The organism is Pseudomonas sp. NPDC087185, assembly GCF_044744955.1.
Taxonomy (GTDB): domain Bacteria; phylum Pseudomonadota; class Gammaproteobacteria; order Pseudomonadales; family Pseudomonadaceae; genus Aquipseudomonas.
Genome location: NZ_JBIUZK010000010.1, coordinates 12,670 through 31,784 on the forward strand (window position 1 = coordinate 12,670; position 19,115 = coordinate 31,784).

The window sequence follows — 19,115 nt, forward strand, 5'->3', positions numbered from 1 at the left end:
TAGAGGAACAACGATGTCGGATCAATCAAACGCCCCCTATGTGACGCGCCCTACCGCACGGGTACGTACCCCCCACCTGCGGGACATGAAAAGGCGTGGCGAAAAGTGGGCCATGCTCACGGCCTACGACATGTACAGCGCCGCGGTGTTCGAAGACGCTGGGATTCCGGTGCTGCTGGTCGGTGATTCCGCCGCCAACAACGTCTATGGCTACGACTCAACCCTGGCGGTGACGGTCGAGGAGCTGGTGCCCTTGGTGCGCTCGGTGTCGCGCGTCACCGAACGGGCACTGGTGATCGCCGACTTGCCGTTCGGGTCGTATCAGGGGTCTGCCGAGCAGTGCTTCCACACTGCCGTGCGCTTCATGAAGGAAGGTGGTGCGCACGCGGTGAAGCTGGAAGGCGGCATCGAGATGCTGGCACAGGTCGAAAAACTCGTCGCGGCGGGCATACCGGTCATGGCGCATATCGGTTTCACCCCCCAGGCCGAACACCAGTTGGGCGGATATCGGGTCCAGGGCAAGGGCGACGACGGCGATCGCCTAGTGGAGGTGGCCAAGGCCTTCGAAGGCGCCGGCGCCTTCGCCTTGTTGATCGAAATGGTCCCGGGGGAAGTGGCTGGGCGCATCACCGAGGCGGTCTCGATCCCCACCGTAGGGATCGGCGCCGGCAACGCGTGCGATGCCCAGGTGCTGGTCTGGCAGGACATGGCGGGGCTGCGCAGCGGGCCGCTGCCACGGTTCGTCAAACAGTACGCCGACCTGCGCAAGGTGCTTGGCGAGGCGGCACAGGCGTTTGCGGCAGACGTCGCGGGGGGAACCTTCCCAGGACCGGAGCACACCTTCTAACGCTAAGCGCACGGGGCATGCCAGTGTCAGGAGCCCTGGCGGTTTCTGCAATAAAAGCATTCACCGATGTGCTGGCCGCCCGCACCACGCGGCTAGGTGATCATCCACTCAGCAACTCGGGGTCACCTGGACGCAAGACTCAGGCCTTTGTGGCACTGCGTACCAACGTCCGTCGTTCGGCTATCAGCATAAGCAATCCTGTACCAGCGAACAGCGATTAATTTATCTCCTCAGTGATGATCGCAACCGAGGCAGTTCTGGGTGGAAAACCCTCGACTGAATACTTGTTCTGCGTCATCGCGAACCCGGTCGGCGGCCGACACGCGCAACGCACTTCTGGTCATGCCGATCTGGTTTATCCTGTTAGGATTTACCTACCGTCGACATTCCAGCAAATTAAAAGCGAATGAGATCGCCTAGGGCCGTCGACTACCAGCCGATCTGGATCCAGCGGGTCGGCTGTTGCATCACCCGTCTCAATCCACTGATGTTGCCAGTGCCGTAGGGCCCAGGCAGAAGATGGAGCATGCATGGCACTGCCACCAGACAAGGGCACCACTTCGATCGGGCTGGTCCATGAGGCGTTGCTGGGTGCGCGGCACAAGGGCGTCGATGTGTCATCGGCACTGCGCCAGGCGCGCATCGATCCGGCGCTGTTGGCGTCGCCTCAGGCACGGGTGTCGGCGGCGGGGTTTTCGCGCTTGTGGGTCGCCCTCTCGGACGCCCTCGACGACGAGTTCTTTGCCATCGACAGCCATCCGATGCGGCGCGGCAGCTTCAAGCTGATGTGCCAGCTGACGATCGGCTGCGACACCCTCGAGCACGCCCTGCGGCGCATGTTGGCGTTTCTTCGCAGCACGCTGGATGACGTCTACGGTGAACTGGTGGTCGACGCTGATTCGGCGGTCATCGTCCTGCATGATCATGGGGTGCAGCGCCGGTTGTTCTGCTACGGTACTTGGCTGATCCTGGTGCATGGCCTGCTGTGCTGGCTGGGCAATCGGCGCATCCCGATTCAACGGCTCGACCTGCGTGCGCCACAGCCCGACGATGACAGCGACTACCGCATGCGTTTTTGTGAAAACATCCGCTTTGACGCTCCGCTGTCGCAGGTGTTTTTCACCCGTGATGTTCTTCAGCTCAAAGTGGCCCAGACGCCCCTTGCCCTGGCGGCGTTCCTTAAAGAGTCGCCGGCGAGCATCCTCGTCAAGTACCGCAACGACGAGAGCATCAGCGCCAGGATCCGCCAACGCCTGCGCGGGCAAAGCCCGGAAGCCTGGCCAGAGCTCGAGACGCTGGCAGCAGTGCTGCGCATGTCATACTCGACCCTGCAACGCCGTCTGCAGGCCGAAGGCCTCAGCTACCAGCGCCTGAAAGACAACCTGCGTCGTGATATCGCCATCAACCTGCTCAGCCAGCCCGGCCTGACGGTCACCGACGTGGCGGCCCAGACGGGCTTCCAGGAGACCAGCGCGTTTCACCGAGCCTTCAAGAAATGGACCGGGGTAAGCCCCGGCGCCTACCGCCGTTCCCAGGGTGAAGACGCCGATCTCTGAAGGCCAGCCCTCTTCTCCCCGCGCCCCCGCACAGCCCTCCCCCCTCGCCTCGAGACTGCCCAGATCGGTCACGCACAACGATGCCTGCGGGCATGGGCTGTGCCGCTGCCTGCTCCTATGATTGGCCCAGCCAGCACAGCCTGGCGAGCCACAGTGCACTTCACAAACAAAAACAAGATCGAAGGAGACACGCTATGCAACCGGTGAACGTCTATGCGTTGGCAGCCGAGTCACGCTTCAACCGCTTCCACAGGCTGATTCTGTTCTGGTGCGTGTTGATCCTGGTGATCGACGGCTACGACCTGGCGGTGGTCGGCGCGGCCCTGCCGGCCATCATGAAAGACATGAACATCGACCCGACCAGCGCCGGCATCATGGCAGGCTCCGCGCTGTTCGGGACGATGCTCGGGGCGATTTTCCTCGGCACCCTGGCAGACCGTATCGGTCGGCCGAAAATGATCGCGATCTGTGTCGCGCTGTTCAGCCTGTTCACCGCGGCGGCGGGGCTGACCAACGACCCGGTGAGTTTCAGCATCATGCGCTTCATCGCCGGCCTGGGGATCGGCGGAGTGCTGCCGGTGTGCACCGCACAAATGGGGGAGTTCGCCCCACTGAAGCTGCGCACCCGGCTGGTGACCCTGGTGTTTGCCGGCTACTCGGTGGGGGGCATTCTGGTTGCCCTGACGGCCAAGCAACTGATCGAAAGCCACGGCTGGCAGTGGGTGTTCTATATCGCCGCGCTGCCGGTGCTGCTGATTCCGTTCATCCTCAAGAGCATGCCCGACTCGATCGGCTACCTGCTGAAAAATGGCCGCCAGGACCAACTGCGCGACATCGCCCGGCAACTTCAGCCGGACCTGGCCATCAGCGAGCAGAGCGCCATGGTCGGCAACCCCGCGATCCTCGGCAAACAGGACACGCCGGTGCGCAACCTGTTCAAGGACGGGCGTGGCTTCAGCACGGTGATGATCTGGGCGGCGTTCATGACCGGCCTGTTCATGGTCTATGCGCTCAATTCCTGGCTGACCAAGCTGATGGCGATGGCCGGGTTCAGCCTGGGCTCGGCACTCAACTTTGTCATTGTGTTCAACGTCGGGGCCATCGTCGGCGCCCTCGGCGGTGGCTGGCTGAGTGACAAGTTCAACATCAAGCATGTGCTGGTGTGCTTCTACCTGGTCGGTGCCATCGCCCTGACGCTGCTCGGCTACACGCGCTCGACCAGCCTGCTGTTCGCGGTGGTGTTCGTGGTCGGCGCCTCGACCCTGGGCACGCAACTGCTGGCCTATGCCTACGCCGGCGACTTCTACCCCTCGACCCTGCGCTCGGCGGGGGTCGGCTTTGCCTCCGGGGTTGGCCGGATCGGCGCGATCGTCGCACCGGTGCTGATCGGCTGGCTGGTGTCCTTGAGCCTGCCACTGGAGCAGAACTTCATGGCCATCAGCCTGGCCGGCCTGATCGGCGCCGCGGCCGTCACCCTGATCAACCAATCGCGCTCCGACTCCGCCCAGGCAAAGGCTGCAATGGCCGCGCGTTGAGCCTGCAGCTGCAGCCTGCCTGCGCGTGCCACTCACCCACGAACCTGCAAGAGATGACTATGAACCGCTTATCGCAACCACCCCTCTCGGCGCCTCTACTGGAGCAGACGGTCGACTGGGCGATCGCCTCACGCCGCAGCATCCGCGCGTTCCTGCCGACCGCCGTGCCGCGCGAGGAAATCGAGTCGATCCTCGAGGTCGCACGCTTCTGTGCGACCGGCGTGAACATGCAGCCGTGGCGCGTTCATGTCATCAGTGGTGCCGCGAAAGCCAGGTTGTCCAGCGCAATCGCCGCCATCGACGACGACCCGCTGCTCAATGAACACCTCGCCGACCCTTACGAGTACTACCCGCGCGAGTGGGTGGCGCCGTACGTCGACCGCCGCCGGCAAGTCGGCTGGGAGCTGTACAGCCTGCTCGGCATCAGCAAGGGCGACAAGCAGCGGATGCATCGGCAGCACGCGCGCAACTACCGCTTTTTCGATGCGCCGATCGGCCTGATCTTCACCATCGATCGGGTCCTCCAGGAAGGCAGCCTGCTCGATTACGGCATGTTCTTGCAGAGCGTGATGGTGGCGGCGCGCGGCAGAGGCTTGCACACCTGCCCGCAGGCGGCGTTCCTCAAGTACCACGAGGTGATCACCGAAGTGCTGGAGATCCCCCCCGAGCAGATGCTGGTGTGTGGCATGAGCCTGGGTTACGCCGACGAAAGCCGCATCGAGAACAGCCTGGTCACTGACCGCGAACCGGTCAGCGCATTCACCACTTTTCACCACAATAACAAGGAGACAACCCCATGAACCCTGGTGCCTATGACAGCGGGCTCGAGCGCAGCCCGGCCAACCACCTCGCGCTGACGCCGCTTGGCTTCCTGGACCGTGCCGCCTTGGTCCACCCGCAGCGCGAGGCCGTGGTGCACGGTGAGCTGCGCCGAACCTGGGTCGAAACCCGTGAGCGCTGCTACCGCCTGGCCTCGGCACTGGCCAGCAGAGGTCTGGGCAATGGCGACACCGTGTCGATCCTCTCGCCCAACACGCCGGCGATGTTCGAAGCCCACTATGGTGTGCCACTGTCTGGCGCGGTATTGAACTGCGTCAACTATCGCCTGGATGCCGAAGGTGTGGCCTTCATCCTGCGCCATGGCGAATGCAAGCTGCTGTTGGTCGATCGCGAGTTCGCCAAGCTGGCGGCGGCTGCGCTGGAGCTGCTTGAGCAGCGCCCTGTGGTGATCGATATCGATGACCACCTGGCGCCGATGGGCCCGGCCATTGGCGAAACCGATTATGAAAGCTTGCTGGCGAGTGGCGACCCCGAGTTTGCCGGCGTCTGGCCGGCCAGCGAGTGGCAGCCGATTGCGCTGAACTACACCTCCGGGACCACCGGTGACCCTAAAGGCGTGGTCGCCAGCCATCGCAGTACCTACCTGATGAGCCTGCTGCAAATGACCAACTGGCCGTTGCCCCGCGCGCCGCGCTACCTGTGGACCCTGCCGATGTTCCATGCCAACGGCTGGTGCTTCACCTGGGCGATCACCGCCGCCGCCGGCACCCATGTGTGCCTGCGCAAGGTGTCTGCTGAAACGGTATTTGAGGCCATCGACACGCAGGCTGTCGACCACTTCTGCGCCGCGCCGATCGTCATGGCGATGATCGCCAATAGTACCGGCCGCGCCGCACTGGCCAAGCCCGTGCGGGTGCTGACCGCAGGTTCCCCGCCGCCGGCCGCGGTGCTGGAGGCGGTACTCGCACAGGGCTTCGATGTCGACCATGTATACGGCATCACCGAAGTCTGCGGCACCCCGCTCAGTTGCGTCTGGCAAGACGCCTGGGACACCCTGCCAGAGGCCGAGCAGTGCGCGCTGCGGGTTCGCCAGGGTGCCCGCGGGGCGGTCTTCGAAGGCCTGATGGTCGCCGACCCCGAGACCCTGCAACCGGTAGCCCACGATGGCCAGACCACCGGCGAGCTGTTGCTGCGCGGCAACACCGTGATGATGGGTTACCTGAAAAACCCGTCTGCCACCGAACAGGCTTTTGCCGGCGGCTGGTTTCACACCGGTGATGTAGCGGTGGTTCACCCCAACGGCTACATTCAGATCACCGACCGCACCAAGGACGTGATCATTTCTGGCGGCGAGAACATCTCCTCGATCGAAATCGAAGAAGCGCTGCATGCCCATCCCGCGGTACTGCACGCCGCCGTGGTGGCGCAGCCGGACGACAAATGGGGTGAAGTGCCGTGTGCCTTCATTGAACTGAAACCTGGCGTGGAGGCGCCGTCGCAGGCGCAACTGATCGCCTTCTGCCAACAACGCCTGGCCCGCTTCAAGTGCCCGCAACGGGTGATCTTCGACGAACTGCCGAAGACGGCCACCGGCAAGATCCAGAAGTTCCTGTTGCGCCAACGCGCCGGCAGCCGTGAGGCGATCATGCGCCTGGCTTCGAGCGGCTGAGCCACCGCCACCTAACAGCGACCCCTAAAGCGTTACCGCTGATGTTGCCCCTTGCGGCAGCAGGCGTTCCTGCACATTAAAAATAACAAAAGGTGCTTGCAATGACGAACTCCCCCGCCCGCCTCCTGGTGCCACTGGCGGTACTTACTTCGGCCCCCTACGCCTGCGCAGATTTTGTCGCTGATGCCAAGGCGAGCCTGGAATTGAGGAACTTCTACTACAACCGCGACTTCCGCAACGAGGGTGCCGCCCAGTCGAAGCGGGACGAATGGGCGCAGGGTTTCATTCTCAACCTGCAGTCGGGTTTTACCGAGGGCACGTTGGGCTTCGGGATGGATGCGCAGGGCCTGTTGGGGGTCAAGCTCGACTCGAGCCCTGACCGCACAGGCTCTGGCCTGCTGGCGTTCGACTCCGAGCGTAACGTCGAGGACCAGTACGGCAAGTTCACCCTCACCGCCAAGGCGCGCCTGGGCAAGAGCGAACTTCGCCTGGGTGGCATCAGCCCCTTGATGCCGTTGTTGTGGAGCAACAACAGCCGCTTGCTGCCGCAAGTGTTCCGCGGCGGTTCGCTGGTGTCCAACGATGTCGATTCACTGAGCGTTTCAGCACTGCGGGTCAACGCGGTGAAACAGCGCAACTCGACCGATTTCGAATCGCTGACGACCTTTGGCTATCGCGCGGTCGAAGCCGATCATTTCGACTACCTGGCGTTCGACTACAAGCTACTGCCGACCCTTACCGTGAGTTACCACGTTGCCGAACTCGCCGACCAGTATCGCACCCATTACGCGGGTCTAAAGCTCAATCAACCGTTAGCGACCGGTACGGTAATCACCGACGTGCGCGTATTCGATGCCCGGCAAACCGGCGATGAAGACCTGGGTGAAGTTGACAACCGCACCCTGAGCAGCTATTTCGCCTACACCCTGCAAGGCCACACCTTCGGTGGGGGCTACCAGAAGGCGTGGGGCGATACGCCGTTCGCATTCGTCAACGGGTCAGATACCTACCTGTTTGGCGAATCACTGGTGAGCACATTCACCGCGCCTAACGAACGCGTCTGGTTTGGCCGTTACGACTACGATTTCGCGGCCCTGGGTATCCCCGGTCTGACACTGACCCTGAGGTACGTCAAAGGCGATGATGTCGACCCTGCGCTGCTGACCACACGCCAGGCGGCCGGCCTGCGCGCGGATGATCGACAGGGCAAGGAATGGGAGCGGGTCAGCGACATCGCCTACGTGATCCAGAGCGGCCCGCTAAAAAACATGGCAGTGCAGTGGCGCAACTCGACCAATCGCTCCACGTATGCCGACAGCGCCAACGAAAACCGCTTCATCGTGCGCTATACGGTCAATTTCTAGACCGTGCACACGGCCTGGCGAGTCACTCAGGCAGCGACACGCCAGGCCGGCTCAAGGCTCAGCCCGCCGTCACCGGCGTCGGTTGCTGGCCGCTGTCGGCTTGCAGCTTGTCATCCGGACGGCGCAGCGGGCCGACGATCAGCAGGTAGCTGACGAACGCCCCGGCGGCATTCAGGCCGACATAGATCAACGCGCCGTTGAACGAGCCCATCGACTGCACCAGATAGCCGATGACGATCGGCGTGACGATACCGGCGGTGCTGCCAAAGGTATTGAAGATCGCCCCGTTCAAGCCGGCGCTGTTCTTCGGCGAGACGTCGGCGATGATCGCCCATCCCAATGCGCCGACACCCTTGCCGAAAAACGCCAGTGCCATGAACAGCACGACCAGCCAATCGCTGTCGACGTAGTTACAGAGGATCATACTCATCGACAGCAACATGCCGACGAAGATCGGCAGCTTGCGGGCCAGGGTCAAGGACAACCCGCGACGCAGCATCCAGTCACTGATCACGCCGCCACTGATGCCGCCGATAAAGCCGCAGATCGCCGGCACTGCCGCCATCAGGCCGGCATCGAGCAGCGACAAACCGCGTTGCTGCACCAAGTACACGGGGAACCACGTAAGGAAGAAGAACGTCATCGTGCTGATGCAGAACTGCGCAATGTAGATGCCCAGGTACATCCGCTGACCGAGCAGCGCGCGGGCGTCTTTCCAGGTTTCACCCAGCGTGGCTTTACGCGCCACAGCCGTGGGGCGTTCGGTCAGGCTGGCGCCGCCCAAGCGGATGTGCTCGAGCTCTTGCGCCTCGATGCTCGGGTGATCCGCAGGCGCCTTGATGCGCAGGATGAACACCACCCCGATCAACACACCCGCCGCGCCCATAACGTAGAAGATCCACGGCCAGCCCCAGCGCGTGGAGATCCACGCCAACAGCGGCGTGAACACCACGGCGGCGAAATACTGCGAGGAGTTGAAGATCGCCGTCGCCGTGCCGCGCTCGGATGACGGGAACCACATCGAGACGATCTTGCTGTTGGCCGGGAAACACGGAGCCTCGGCAACGCCGACCAGAAACCGGAAGACGAACACCGCGAGAAACGCCAGGCCCACGGGCATCAACGCAACAGTGCCGATCGCTGCGGTAAACAGCGACCAGGCGACGATCGCCAAGCCCAGCACGCGGATACTGCCGAAGCGGTCGATCGCCAGGCCACCGGGCAATTGCAGGAGCATGTAGGCCCAGCCGAAGGCCGAAAACAGCCAACCCATCTGCGCATGCCCCAGGCCGAGCTCCTGCGAGATGCTCGCGCCGGCGATCGACAAGGTGGCGCGATCGCCCTGGTTGACGATCATCATGATGAACAGCAGAGCAATCACCTCGTAGCGGCGATGCTCGGCGAAAAAGCGACGAAGAGAACCTGTTTTTTTCATTGTTTTCTCGATGCCGGAGGGCGGGAAGGCAGCACACAGCTGCCCTTCACTTTCCGCTTAACGGGAGGTTTGACGGATGATCATGTCAGCGCGCTGCTTGAACGCTGGGCGCAGTGCCGTGCCCAGGCCGGGCCGGGTCGGTGCCAGGGCAAAACCCGATTCGATCTGGGGCAGCTCATCGACCAGGTCGCCATACCAGGTCGACAGCGACGCCCGCACGACTTCCTGCAGCACCGCCGTGGGCGCGTGGATGGCCAGCTGCAGCCCGGCGAACAGCGCAACCGGACCGGTGCAGTCGTGCGGCGCCAGCGGCTTGTTGAAGGCCTGCGCCAGCGCGGCGACCTTGCGCCCCTCGGTGAACCCGCCACACCAGACCAGGTCGAGCATGAGGTAGTCGAGGCTGTCGGCCTTGAGCAGCTCGCGGTAGGCCGCGCTGCCGCCCAGGGTCTCGCTGGCGCAGATCGGCACACGGGTGCGTCGGCGCAGGTCGGCCAGCGCTTGCGCGTCATCCATCTTGCACAGCGGGTCCTCGACCCAGTAGATGTCGAACGGCTCCAGCGCCTGGCAGATGCGCAGCGCCGCGCTGGTGTCCCAGAGGCTGTGCAGCTCGCACATGATTTCGATCTTGTTGCCGACCGCGTCGCGGATCTTGCGGAAGGTGTCCACGCCCTGCTCTACCTCGGCCAGGCTGATCGTGTTGGCCCCGGGCTGACGCGCGAATTGGTCGAACGGCCAGATCTTCATCGCCGTGTAGCCCTCTTCCACCAGGCTGATCGCCAGGGCCGCCGGGTCGCGGGCAAACGCCAACTGATCGTCATACGGGCCCTGGCGGCTGTCGGCCTCGGAGATCTCCCGGCGGGCGCCTTGCTGGGTGTTGAATTCATAGCCGGCGCAGGTGTTGTACACGTGCACCCGGTCACGGCTGGCGCCGCCCAGTGCCTCGTGGATCGGCACGCCATGGCGCTGCCCTTTGAGGTCCCACAGGGCGATGTCGATCGCACTGGCGGCACGGATCTCGGCGCTGGCACTGTGAAAGCCCACGTAGGGCGTCGACAGCTCCAGGGCAATGGCTTCGATCTGGCGTGAATCCCTGCCGATCAGGCCAGGCGCGATCAGTTCATGGATAGCGGCCTCGACGGTGGCGGCGCCGCGAAAGGTTTCACCCAGACCGATCAAGCCCTCGTCGGTCTCGATTTCTACCCAGATCAGCTTGGGGCGTTGGGGCAGGCGGAAGGTTCTGACGCAGGTGATTTTTGACATTTTTGTAATCCAAGGCGGCTGAAGCAAAAATGGTATCGTTACCATTCATGGGCAAAACCCTACCCCAGAAAAGCACGCCCGACAAGCGTGCTGGTTCCGCCGAGGCGTATTTCGTGTCTATCAGTCGTCGGTAGAGGTCGCCGTTGCCACGCGCGCCGTGCTGTCGCGCTCGATCAGCTCGAAGCCGACGTCCTGCACGCCCTGCTGCCCTTGCTGCGGCCCCTTGAGGCGGGCCAGGAGCATCTGCGCGGCGGTATCGCCGATCAGGCTGCCATCGACCTTTACCGTCGATAGCGAGGGGAAGGTATGGGCGGCGAAATTCATGTCGCCAAAGCCCATCACCGCCAGCTGCTCGGGCACCCGAATGCCGCGGGCCGCTGCCTCGGTGAGCACGCCGTGGGCGATGGTGTCGGAGGTACAGACCACCGCCAGCGGTTGAGCCGCGCCCACTTGCACGCCCTCGAGCAAGGTGCTGAGGCCTTCGCGCCCTTGCGCAAGCGACGGCACCCCGGGATAGATCAGCCGCGGTACCGGGCTCACGCCCTGCTCTGCCAAGGCGGCAAGAAAGCTGTCGGCCCGGCGCAGGCCACGCGGGTCATCGACCGCCAGCAGGCCGAACTGCCGGTAGCCCAGCTCGAGCAAGCGCCGCGCCACCGCCCTGCCCGCCTGCTCGTGAGAAAAGCCGACGAGCATGTCGATCGGCTCGGCACTCAGGTCCCAGGTCTCGACCACGGGCACCCCGCACACTCGCAGCCGATTGCGGCATGCCGGTGTGTGCAGGGTGCCGGTGAGGATGATGCCATCGGGGCGGCGACTGAGGATCACCTCGAGCAACTCCTGCTCCTGCTCGCGCTGATGCCCGGAAACCCCCAGCAGCACCTGGTAGCCGGACTGGCTCAGGCGCGTGCTGATGGCCTGGAAGGTGTCGGAGAACAACGGGTTGGTGACCATCGGCAGCACCACCGCGACCAGCCGGGTGCGGTTGGAGCGCAAGGCACCGGCCAGGCGGTTGTGCACGTAGCCGGTCTGCTCGATGGCCCGCTGCACCCGCAGACGGGTCGCGGCCTTGACCGCCTCGGGGTTGTTCAGATAACGCGAGACGGTCATCGGCGCCACGGCGGCCAGACGGGCAACGTCGCTCAATGTAACGGCACCGGACGGTTTACCAGGCGTGCCGGTCGGGGTGTCGGCCATGGGGGTATCGATATCCATGCGGGCGAATGAAAGAACCCCGATGCTATCAGGCTGATCGGCCCAAGGGCGAGGCTGGCTGAAATGCGCAACGATCGAGCGGCTGCGTGAAAAGCCTTGAGAGCGCTCTCATTTTCCTGATAGGTTCCTCCACGGCGGCCAGTTGCATGCCCCCCGGATGCCTGGCGCCGCACAACAATAAAGACTGGAGGTCATCATGCATCATCCCCGCACACGCAGCCGCACTGCCCTGCTCGCACTGTTCAGCGCCGCCGCGCTCGGCATTTTCGGCACTGCCCAGGCAGAGCCGGTGCACTACCTGAACATTCAGACGATCAACCCCGAAGCCCGCGAAGGCTTCATCAAGGCCATGCGCAACAACGCCACACAAAGCCGCACAGAGGCCGCCAACCGGGTCTTCGATGTTGCCGACATTGGCGGCAACGACCCGACCCTGGTGCTCTTCGAAAGCTGGCGCGATGCCGACGGTTATCAGCAGCACGAGGCCTCGGCCCACGTCGCGCCGGTCCTCGCCCTGGTGCCCTCGGCGTTCGCCAAGCCGGAGCGCAAATACGTGCTGCGCGACCTGCAAGCCCTGCCGGCGCCGGCCCGAACCGAAATCGAGTCCCCCACTGCGAGCAAGAACGTCGTCGCCCGTTTTTCGGTCAAGCCTGAGCAGCGCGATGCGTTTCTGAGCCAGGCCCGCTCGGCCATCGAGCAGGCTCGGCAACAGCCGGGCAACCGGGTGTTCAACGTCTACGGCGTGCGCGATGACGACAACGCCTTCGTCATCTACGAGCGCTGGAAAGACGCCGCGGCCTATCAGCAGTTCCACGCCCAGTTGGCCGGCAGGGCGTTTGACCGGGTACTTGGCCAACTGCAGGCCGGTGCTCCGGAAGTGCTGGTGCTGCAGGATCGGATCCTCGACTAGCCAATCATTGACACCGTAATGGTAACGATACCATCATTAAAGAGAGCGCTCTCCGAACGAGGCGCCACATCACCGCAATAACGATGACAATCAGGAGATGTAGCCACATGCAACACAAGACATGGATCAAGACCTTCGCGCTCGCCGCCTTACTGCCCTCTCTGAGCTTCGCCGCAAGCCCCGAGCTCAAGACCGAAGTCGAGATCGACACGATCGCCAACGCAGTCACCGCTACGAGCGATGGCACACTGTTCATCGGCCTGCCCCGCTGGCACGCGACCTTGAAGACCCCGTCGTTGATGCGCGTGCAGGGGCCGACCGAGTACACCCCGTTCCCCGGGGGCAGCTGGAACGGCTGGGCACCGGGCGGCGATGCCGCGAATGCCTTCGTGCAGGTCAACTCGGTGCACGTGTTCGATGACGACACGGTGTGGCTGGTGGACCAGGGCGCGCCGGACAACATCAAGACCCTGCCCGGCGCGGCCAAGGTCGTCCAGCTCGACAGCAAGACCGGCAAAATCCTGCGGGTGCTGCGCTTCGAAGAGAGCATCCTGCCACCCGGTGCGGTGATGAACGACCTGCGGGTATTCGACAACCGCGTCTACATCACCGATGCCGGCGTTGGCGCGCTGATCATCCATGACCTGAAGACCGGCAAGACCCTGCGCCGCCTGCACAACCAGCCGCTGCTGCGCCAGCCGCTCGACCGTCCGATCCTGGCCACCGCTGGCCGGCCTTATGAAGACGAGAACGGAAAGCGCCCAGCGGTGCATGCAGACATGCTCGAGGTCACCCCGGACGGTGAGTGGGTGCTGTTTTCGACCCCAAGCAGCCCGATGTACAAGATCCGCCGGCAACTGCTCGACGACCCGAGCGTGAGCGACGCCGAGCTTGCCAAGCACATCGTCCTGGCCTTCGACAAAGGCACGATCAACGGCACCTGCATCGACTCGCTGGGCAACGTCTACCTGGGCCTGGTCGAAAGCCGCAGCATCGAAGTGGTCGCACCGGATGGCCGGCGCGCCACCCTGATCCAGGACGATCGCCTGATCGGCCCGGATGCGCTGTTCATCGACGCCAACCGCCGCTTGCTGATCCCTGCGACCCAGGGCGAGCTCATGGCCAACTTCAATAAAGGCAAGAACGGCACCTCGGGCAAGTTCCATGTCTACTCGCTGCCCCTGCCAGACTCGGTGGACGGCATCAAGCTCGGCAAGTCGATGTCGTTCAGGACGCTGAGCACCGCTGCCAGCCACTGACCGCCGCCGCGAAGGTTGTACTGCACGGCGGGCAAGACGTATATTCTTGCCCGCCTATGAACAAACCATTCACTACCCTCGACGATGTCGCCCTCGCAGCGGGCATGTCTCGCGCGCAAACCTCGCGTGCCCTGCGGGGTGACCCGGGCGTTCGCGCAGAAACCCGTGAGCGCATCGCCAAGATCGCCGCAGAGCTGGGCTACCGGCCAAATCTGGCTGCGCGCAGCCTCATGTCGGCGCATTCTTCCATGGTCGGGTTGCTGATTGGCGACCCGAACAACCCCTTTCATATCGAGTTGGCCCAGGCCATCGACCACGCGTTGGTGAAAGCTGGCTTCGAGCCCATGACCACCCTCAGGGCGAGCGACGACGACTGCGCGACCAGCGCGGTCGAGCGGCTGTTGCGCCTGCGTGCGGCCGGGGTGATCCTGATTGCCAACTCGCTGTCCGCCAAGGCCATCAACAGCATCGCCGACAGCCTGCCGTGCGTGTACCTCGGCAGCCTGCAGATCAAGCACCCTCGGGTGACGGTGATCACCGTCGACGACCACGGCGGCATCCGCAAGGCCATGGAGCACCTGCTCGCCCTCGGCCATCGGCGCATCGCCCACCTGGGCGGCGGTACCGAGGCCTCGGCGCGCGAACGCACCAAGGCCTATTGCGACGTCATGACCGAGGCCGGCCTGACGCCGTTCTACCTGCGCGGCACCCACGATGCAGCGTCGGGGCGCAGGGGCGTCGACACGCTGTTCGCGGACCCTGAGCCGCCTACGGCGATCCTGGCCTCCAACGACTACCTCGCGCTGGGCATCCTCGACCGCTTGAGAGGGATGGGGCTGTCGGTTCCGCACGATGTTTCGGTGGTCGGTTTCGACGACATCCCCAGCGCCTCCAACTCGGTGTTCGCCCTCTCGACTGTGCGCCAGGACCCGCAGACTCAAGCACAGACGGCCGTCGCTGCGCTGCAGGACATCATCGCCGGCACCCCGAAGCGGATCAAACGCCACGTGATGCCGGTCGAGCTGATCTTGCGCACCTCGTCCGCCGCACCAAAGAAAACCTGAGTGCTTCAGCTGACGGCAGATCATTGACGAGACAAAATGTCGCGCCTATGATCTGCCGGTGTCGGCCCATGCGGCCGTTTTTTTTCATTGCAAATGAGAGCGCTCTCCAACAATCGCCCTGAATGGGCATTTTTTCACCGCACGAATGAGAGCGCTCTCTCACAATAACGACCCCGCATCATCACGGGGCAGGACCTGGGCCAGGCAGCACCGCGCACGCGGCGGCTGTTACCAGAGGGAGTTGAAATGGACCGCCGAAGCGTCATCAAAGCCGGCATGGTGCTGATTGCCACCAGCGTCGCAGCCTCCATCTACCGACCGGCAGGCGCCGCCCTGCGGGTGCTGTCGGGCGGCAACCGCTGGCACGCGAAAGAAACCTTGCCACCGACCCCGGTCGACCCTGCTGTGCGGATGTTCCTCAGCGACAAGGAATACGCCCAGGTCACGGCCATCTTCGACCGGCTGATCCCGGCAGACGCGCTCAGTGTCAGTGCCTCGCAAGCCGGCTGCGTGGTGTTTCTCGACCACCAACTGGCCGGGCCGTACGGGCAAGGCAGCAACCGCTACCTGAAAGGCCCTGAACAGGCCGGTACGCCTAGCCAGGGCGACCAGTCGCTGCGCAACCCGGCGCAGGTCTACCGCATCGGCCTCGCCGAGCTCGAAGGCCACTGCCAGCAGGCCTTCGGCAGCAGCTTCGAAGCGCTCGGCGCCGAGCAACAGGATGCCCTGCTGGCGCAGCTGGAAAGCGGCTCGGTGCAGTTGGGCCGCCTGCCCAGCGAGGTGCTGTTCAAGCAGTGCCTGGCCAACGTCCACGAAGGGTTCTTCGCCGACCCAGTCTACGGCGGCAACCAGGGCATGGTCGGCTGGAAGATGATCGGCTTCCCGGGGGCCCGCTACGACTACCGCGACTTCCTGGCGCAGAAAGGCCAGAAGCTGGACATCATTCCCGTGAGCCTCATCGGGCGAGTCTGACGCCTCTAATAACGTATGACGCCGCAGAGGCGCTTGCCTGATCTGGATATGACTGATGAATTACAAACGACCGAAAGCCGACGCCGTGATCGTCGGGTTGGGCTGGGCGGGTTCGCTCATGGCCGAAGAACTGACCCGCGCAGGGCTCGATGTAGTGGTGATCGAACGGGGCCCCTACGAGGTGACCCACCGCAACTTCCCGCCCAGCGTTGCCGCCGATGAGCTGCGCTACGGTGCCCGCCGTGAGGCCCTGCGCCCGCCGAGCGTGCAAACCCTGACCTTCCGCAACCACCGCTCGCAGACCGCCCTGCCCGGCCGCGACCTGAGCAACTGGGTGGTGGGCTACAGCGTCGGCGGTGCCGGCAAGCACTGGTCGGCCAACGCCTGGAGGTTTACCCCGGCGGACTTCACCATGGCCACCCGGGTCAAGGAGCGCTACTCCAACATGCAGCTGCCCGAAGGGCTGATCGTGCAGGACTGGGGGGTGACCTACGACGAGCTCGAGCCGCACTACGATCGCTGGGAGAAGATCGCCGGTATTTCCGGCAAGGCCGGTGTCCTCAACGGCGCCCTGCAGCCCGGCGGCAACCCTTTCGAAGGCTCGCGCAGCGCCGAGTACCCGACGCCGCCGCTGGAGCGCTCACGCTGGAACGACCTGTTCCACGCCACCACTGAAAAAATGGGCCTGCACCCCTTCCCGATCCCCGCCGGCACCCTGGGCGCAGCCTACACCAACCCGCTCGGGATCAACCTGGCGCCCTGCACCTACTGCGGCTTCTGTGGTTTCTACGGCTGTGGCAACTGGTCGAAGTCCTCGCCCAATGCCTGCGTGATCCCGGCGCTGATGACCCGCAAGAACTTCACCCTGCTGACCGAGTGTACGGTGCTCAAGGCCGAGAAGGCTGCCGATGGCAAGACCGTCACCGGGGTCACCTTCATCGACTCCGACCGCAATATCGGCTTCCAGCCGGCCGACATCGTCATCTTCGCCGCCTTCCAGTTCGACAATGTGCGCCTGATGCTGCTGTCGCAGATCGGCACGCCCTACGACCCTGCCACCCGCACCGGCACCATTGGCCGGGCGTACAACTTCCAGACCATGTCGTATGGCTTCCTGTACTTCGAGAACGAGTACATGAACCCGTTCATCTCGACCGGCGCGCTGGCCACCCAGGTCGACGACTACAACGGCGACAACTTCGACCACACCGGCCTGGGCTTCATCGGCGGCGCTGGCATCCTCGCCCTGTCCGACCAGGCGACCCCGATGGGCATGACCGACCGCGTCCCCGCAGGCACCAAGCTGTGGGGCTCTGAGTGGAAAAAGGCCTTCCAGCACAGCTACCAGAACTACGCCAAGATCCAGGGCCAGGGCACCTCTTACGCGCATGCCGAGAGCTACCTCTCGCTGGACCCGAACTACACCGATGACAACGGCCAACCGCTGTTGCGCATGACCTTCGAGTTCAACGAGAACGATCGGCGCATGGCGCGCTTCGTGCGCGACCGGATCGCCGACATCTGCCGGCAGTCCGGGGCCAAGACCTGGGAGGCGATGGCCTTCCCCGATCAGCCGTTCTCGCCGACCCGCGCGTACGACAGCGGACACACCATTGGCGGTTCCGCCATGGGCCTGGACCCTGCAACCTCGGCGCTCAACCGTTACCAGCAGAGCTGGGACGCGCACAACCTGTTCGTCATCGGCGCCTCTTCGTTCCCCAACAACGCCGGCTACAACCCGACCGGCACGCTGAGCGCCCTGACCCTCTGGACCGCCAAGGCGATCATCAACGACTACCTGCGCCAACCTGGCCTGCTGACCCGCTGAGGAGATGACCGTGACCCAGTTCAGAACCCTCACGGCCATCGCCCTAGGCTGCGGCCTGATCGGCGTTGCCGGTTTTGCGGCGTGGGCCAAGCACGGCGAAAGCCAGCGCTTTGCAGCGATCCCACCGGCGTTGCTCGGCGAGTCCGCTGCGCAGATCGAGCGCGGCCGCTATGTCGCCGCCATGGCCGATTGCGCCGCGTGCCATACGGTCCCCGGCAAGCCCGAATACGCCGGTGGCTACAGTTTGCAAACACCATTTGGCAGCATTCAGGCCTCGAATATCACCCAGGACCCGGAGACCGGCATCGGCAGTTGGTCCCTCGAGCAGTTCGACAAGGCGGTACGACACGGCATCGGCCGCCACGGCTACCTGTACCCGGCGATGCCCTACCCGGCCTACGCGAAGATGAGCGATGCCGATATCGCCGACCTGTGGGCCTATATCAAAACGGTCGAGCCGGTCCACCAGCCGGTCGTCGAAAACCAGTTACCGTTCCCCTACAACCAGCGCTTCCTGCTGGCCGGGTGGAACCTGCTGTTCTTCAAGGACCAGCCGTTCACACCGCTCGCCGGCGTCAGTGCGCAGGTCAACCGCGGCGATTACCTGGTCAATGGCCCCGGCCACTGCGCCGCCTGCCACACCGGCAAGAACCTGCTCGGCGGCGACCTGGCCGGCGCCCTGCACGGTGGCACGCTGCAGGGCTGGCACGCGCCAGACCTGACGCCCAACCCACATGTCGGCCTGGGCAAGTGGTCCAGCGACGACCTGGTGCGCTACCTGAAGACCGGCAGCAACCACCAGGCGGCGGCCTCCGGGCCGATGCTGGAAGCCGTGGAAAACTCCACCCAGCACCTGACCGACGCCGACCTGTATGCGATCGCCGCGTACCTGCAGCAGCTGCCGGCAAGCGCCGAACAGCCGGGCCCGGCGATTGCCGCCGACGACCCACAGATGGTCGCCGGCAAGCGCGTGGTCGAAAGCCAATGCGAGGCCTGCCACCGCAGGGATGGCCACGGGGTGCGCAACATGATCCCGGCATTGCGCGACAACGCCCAGGTCAACGCCCGCGATGCCGCAAGCCTGATCAACATCGTCCTGCGCGGCGCCGAAGGCCCGGTCACCGCGGGCAACCCCACCGGCGCCGGCATGCCGCGCTTCGACTGGAAGATGGCCGATGAAGACATCGCCGCCGCCTTGACCTACATCCGCAACAGCTGGGGCAACAGCGCAGCCCGGGTCAGCGCCGCAGACGTCAGCCGGGCGCGCACCGCGCTGGGCGCCGAGGCCTGGCTGATGCGTTAACCCCGCCGCCATTACCCGTAAGCACAGCGACATCAACGGCCAGCGCATGAGGCATTGCCTCGCGCGCTGCACCGGCGCCCGCATCGATAACGCAGCACCCACCCGCAACTGACTGCACATA

The 19,115-nt window shown here is 64.3% G+C and carries 15 protein-coding genes; 12 read left to right on the plus strand and 3 right to left on the minus strand.

Translation table 11 applies throughout. From position 1 onward, the window contains the following. The first annotated feature begins 13 nt into the window (after nt 1-13). From panB to ACIPIJ_RS26630, 6 genes are all read left to right on the plus strand, one after another. Nucleotides 14-847, plus strand: coding sequence for a 3-methyl-2-oxobutanoate hydroxymethyltransferase (gene panB / locus ACIPIJ_RS26605; RefSeq protein WP_401082639.1), 834 nt, complete (start codon nt 14-16; stop codon nt 845-847). Nucleotides 848-1,377: 530 nt separating this feature from the next. Beyond that, the gene (locus tag ACIPIJ_RS26610) at nt 1,378-2,403 is read left to right on the plus strand and encodes an AraC family transcriptional regulator (protein WP_401082642.1); all 1,026 of its coding nucleotides are present in this window, start codon (nt 1,378-1,380) and stop codon (nt 2,401-2,403) included. A 194-nt stretch (nt 2,404-2,597) separates the two neighbouring features. Beyond that, nucleotides 2,598-3,938: an MFS transporter gene (locus ACIPIJ_RS26615; RefSeq protein WP_401082644.1), complete on the plus strand. Its 1,341-nt coding sequence runs from the start codon at nt 2,598-2,600 to the stop codon at nt 3,936-3,938. Between the two features lie 53 nt (nt 3,939-3,991). After that, nucleotides 3,992-4,738 (plus strand): nitroreductase, encoded by a 747-nt coding sequence (locus tag ACIPIJ_RS26620; protein WP_401082647.1) that lies wholly within the window; start codon nt 3,992-3,994, stop codon nt 4,736-4,738. Continuing rightward, nucleotides 4,735-6,387: an AMP-binding protein gene (locus tag ACIPIJ_RS26625; RefSeq protein WP_401082650.1), complete on the plus strand. Its 1,653-nt coding sequence runs from the start codon at nt 4,735-4,737 to the stop codon at nt 6,385-6,387. The genes ACIPIJ_RS26620 and ACIPIJ_RS26625 overlap by 4 nt, the downstream gene beginning before the upstream one ends. 101 nt (nt 6,388-6,488) lie before the next feature. Continuing rightward, nucleotides 6,489-7,751 (plus strand): OprD family porin, encoded by a 1,263-nt coding sequence (locus ACIPIJ_RS26630; RefSeq protein ID WP_401082653.1) that lies wholly within the window; start codon nt 6,489-6,491, stop codon nt 7,749-7,751. A gap of 58 nt (nt 7,752-7,809) precedes the next feature. Here the strand turns inward: ACIPIJ_RS26630 and ACIPIJ_RS26635 are convergent, their stop codons facing one another. The 3 genes from ACIPIJ_RS26635 to ACIPIJ_RS26645 all read right to left on the minus strand — a co-directional run bounded on the left by ACIPIJ_RS26635 (nt 7,810) and on the right by ACIPIJ_RS26645 (nt 11,640). After that, the gene (locus ACIPIJ_RS26635) at nt 7,810-9,186 is read right to left on the minus strand and encodes an MFS transporter (protein ID WP_138736201.1); all 1,377 of its coding nucleotides are present in this window, start codon (nt 9,184-9,186) and stop codon (nt 7,810-7,812) included. Nucleotides 9,187-9,243: 57 nt separating this feature from the next. Next, nucleotides 9,244-10,446, minus strand: a complete 1,203-nt coding sequence (locus ACIPIJ_RS26640) for a mandelate racemase/muconate lactonizing enzyme family protein (protein ID WP_401082656.1) — start codon at nt 10,444-10,446, stop codon at nt 9,244-9,246. Nucleotides 10,447-10,566: 120 nt separating this feature from the next. Next, the gene (locus ACIPIJ_RS26645; RefSeq protein ID WP_138736199.1) at nt 10,567-11,640 is read right to left on the minus strand and encodes a LacI family DNA-binding transcriptional regulator; all 1,074 of its coding nucleotides are present in this window, start codon (nt 11,638-11,640) and stop codon (nt 10,567-10,569) included. Nucleotides 11,641-11,854: 214 nt separating this feature from the next. Here ACIPIJ_RS26645 and ACIPIJ_RS26650 point away from each other — a divergent pair, with 214 nt between their 5' ends. The 6 genes from ACIPIJ_RS26650 (at nt 11,855) to ACIPIJ_RS26675 (ending at nt 18,994) form a co-directional block, all read left to right on the plus strand. After that, nucleotides 11,855-12,568: a putative quinol monooxygenase gene (locus ACIPIJ_RS26650; RefSeq protein WP_401082659.1), complete on the plus strand. Its 714-nt coding sequence runs from the start codon at nt 11,855-11,857 to the stop codon at nt 12,566-12,568. A 107-nt stretch (nt 12,569-12,675) separates the two neighbouring features. Continuing rightward, on the plus strand, nt 12,676-13,827 hold the full coding sequence (locus ACIPIJ_RS26655; protein WP_401082661.1) for an SMP-30/gluconolactonase/LRE family protein: 1,152 nt from the start codon (nt 12,676-12,678) through the stop codon (nt 13,825-13,827). Between the two features lie 56 nt (nt 13,828-13,883). After that, nucleotides 13,884-14,891, plus strand: a complete 1,008-nt coding sequence (locus ACIPIJ_RS26660) for a LacI family DNA-binding transcriptional regulator (protein WP_138736196.1) — start codon at nt 13,884-13,886, stop codon at nt 14,889-14,891. A gap of 246 nt (nt 14,892-15,137) precedes the next feature. Then, a complete protein-coding gene (locus ACIPIJ_RS26665; RefSeq protein ID WP_401082664.1) occupies nt 15,138-15,863 on the plus strand; it encodes a gluconate 2-dehydrogenase subunit 3 family protein in 726 nt (241 codons plus the stop codon). Between the two features lie 55 nt (nt 15,864-15,918). Then, nucleotides 15,919-17,691: a GMC family oxidoreductase gene (locus ACIPIJ_RS26670; protein WP_401082667.1), complete on the plus strand. Its 1,773-nt coding sequence runs from the start codon at nt 15,919-15,921 to the stop codon at nt 17,689-17,691. Nucleotides 17,692-17,701: 10 nt separating this feature from the next. After that, the gene (locus tag ACIPIJ_RS26675) at nt 17,702-18,994 is read left to right on the plus strand and encodes a cytochrome c (RefSeq protein ID WP_401082670.1); all 1,293 of its coding nucleotides are present in this window, start codon (nt 17,702-17,704) and stop codon (nt 18,992-18,994) included. Nucleotides 18,995-19,115 lie beyond the last annotated feature (121 nt).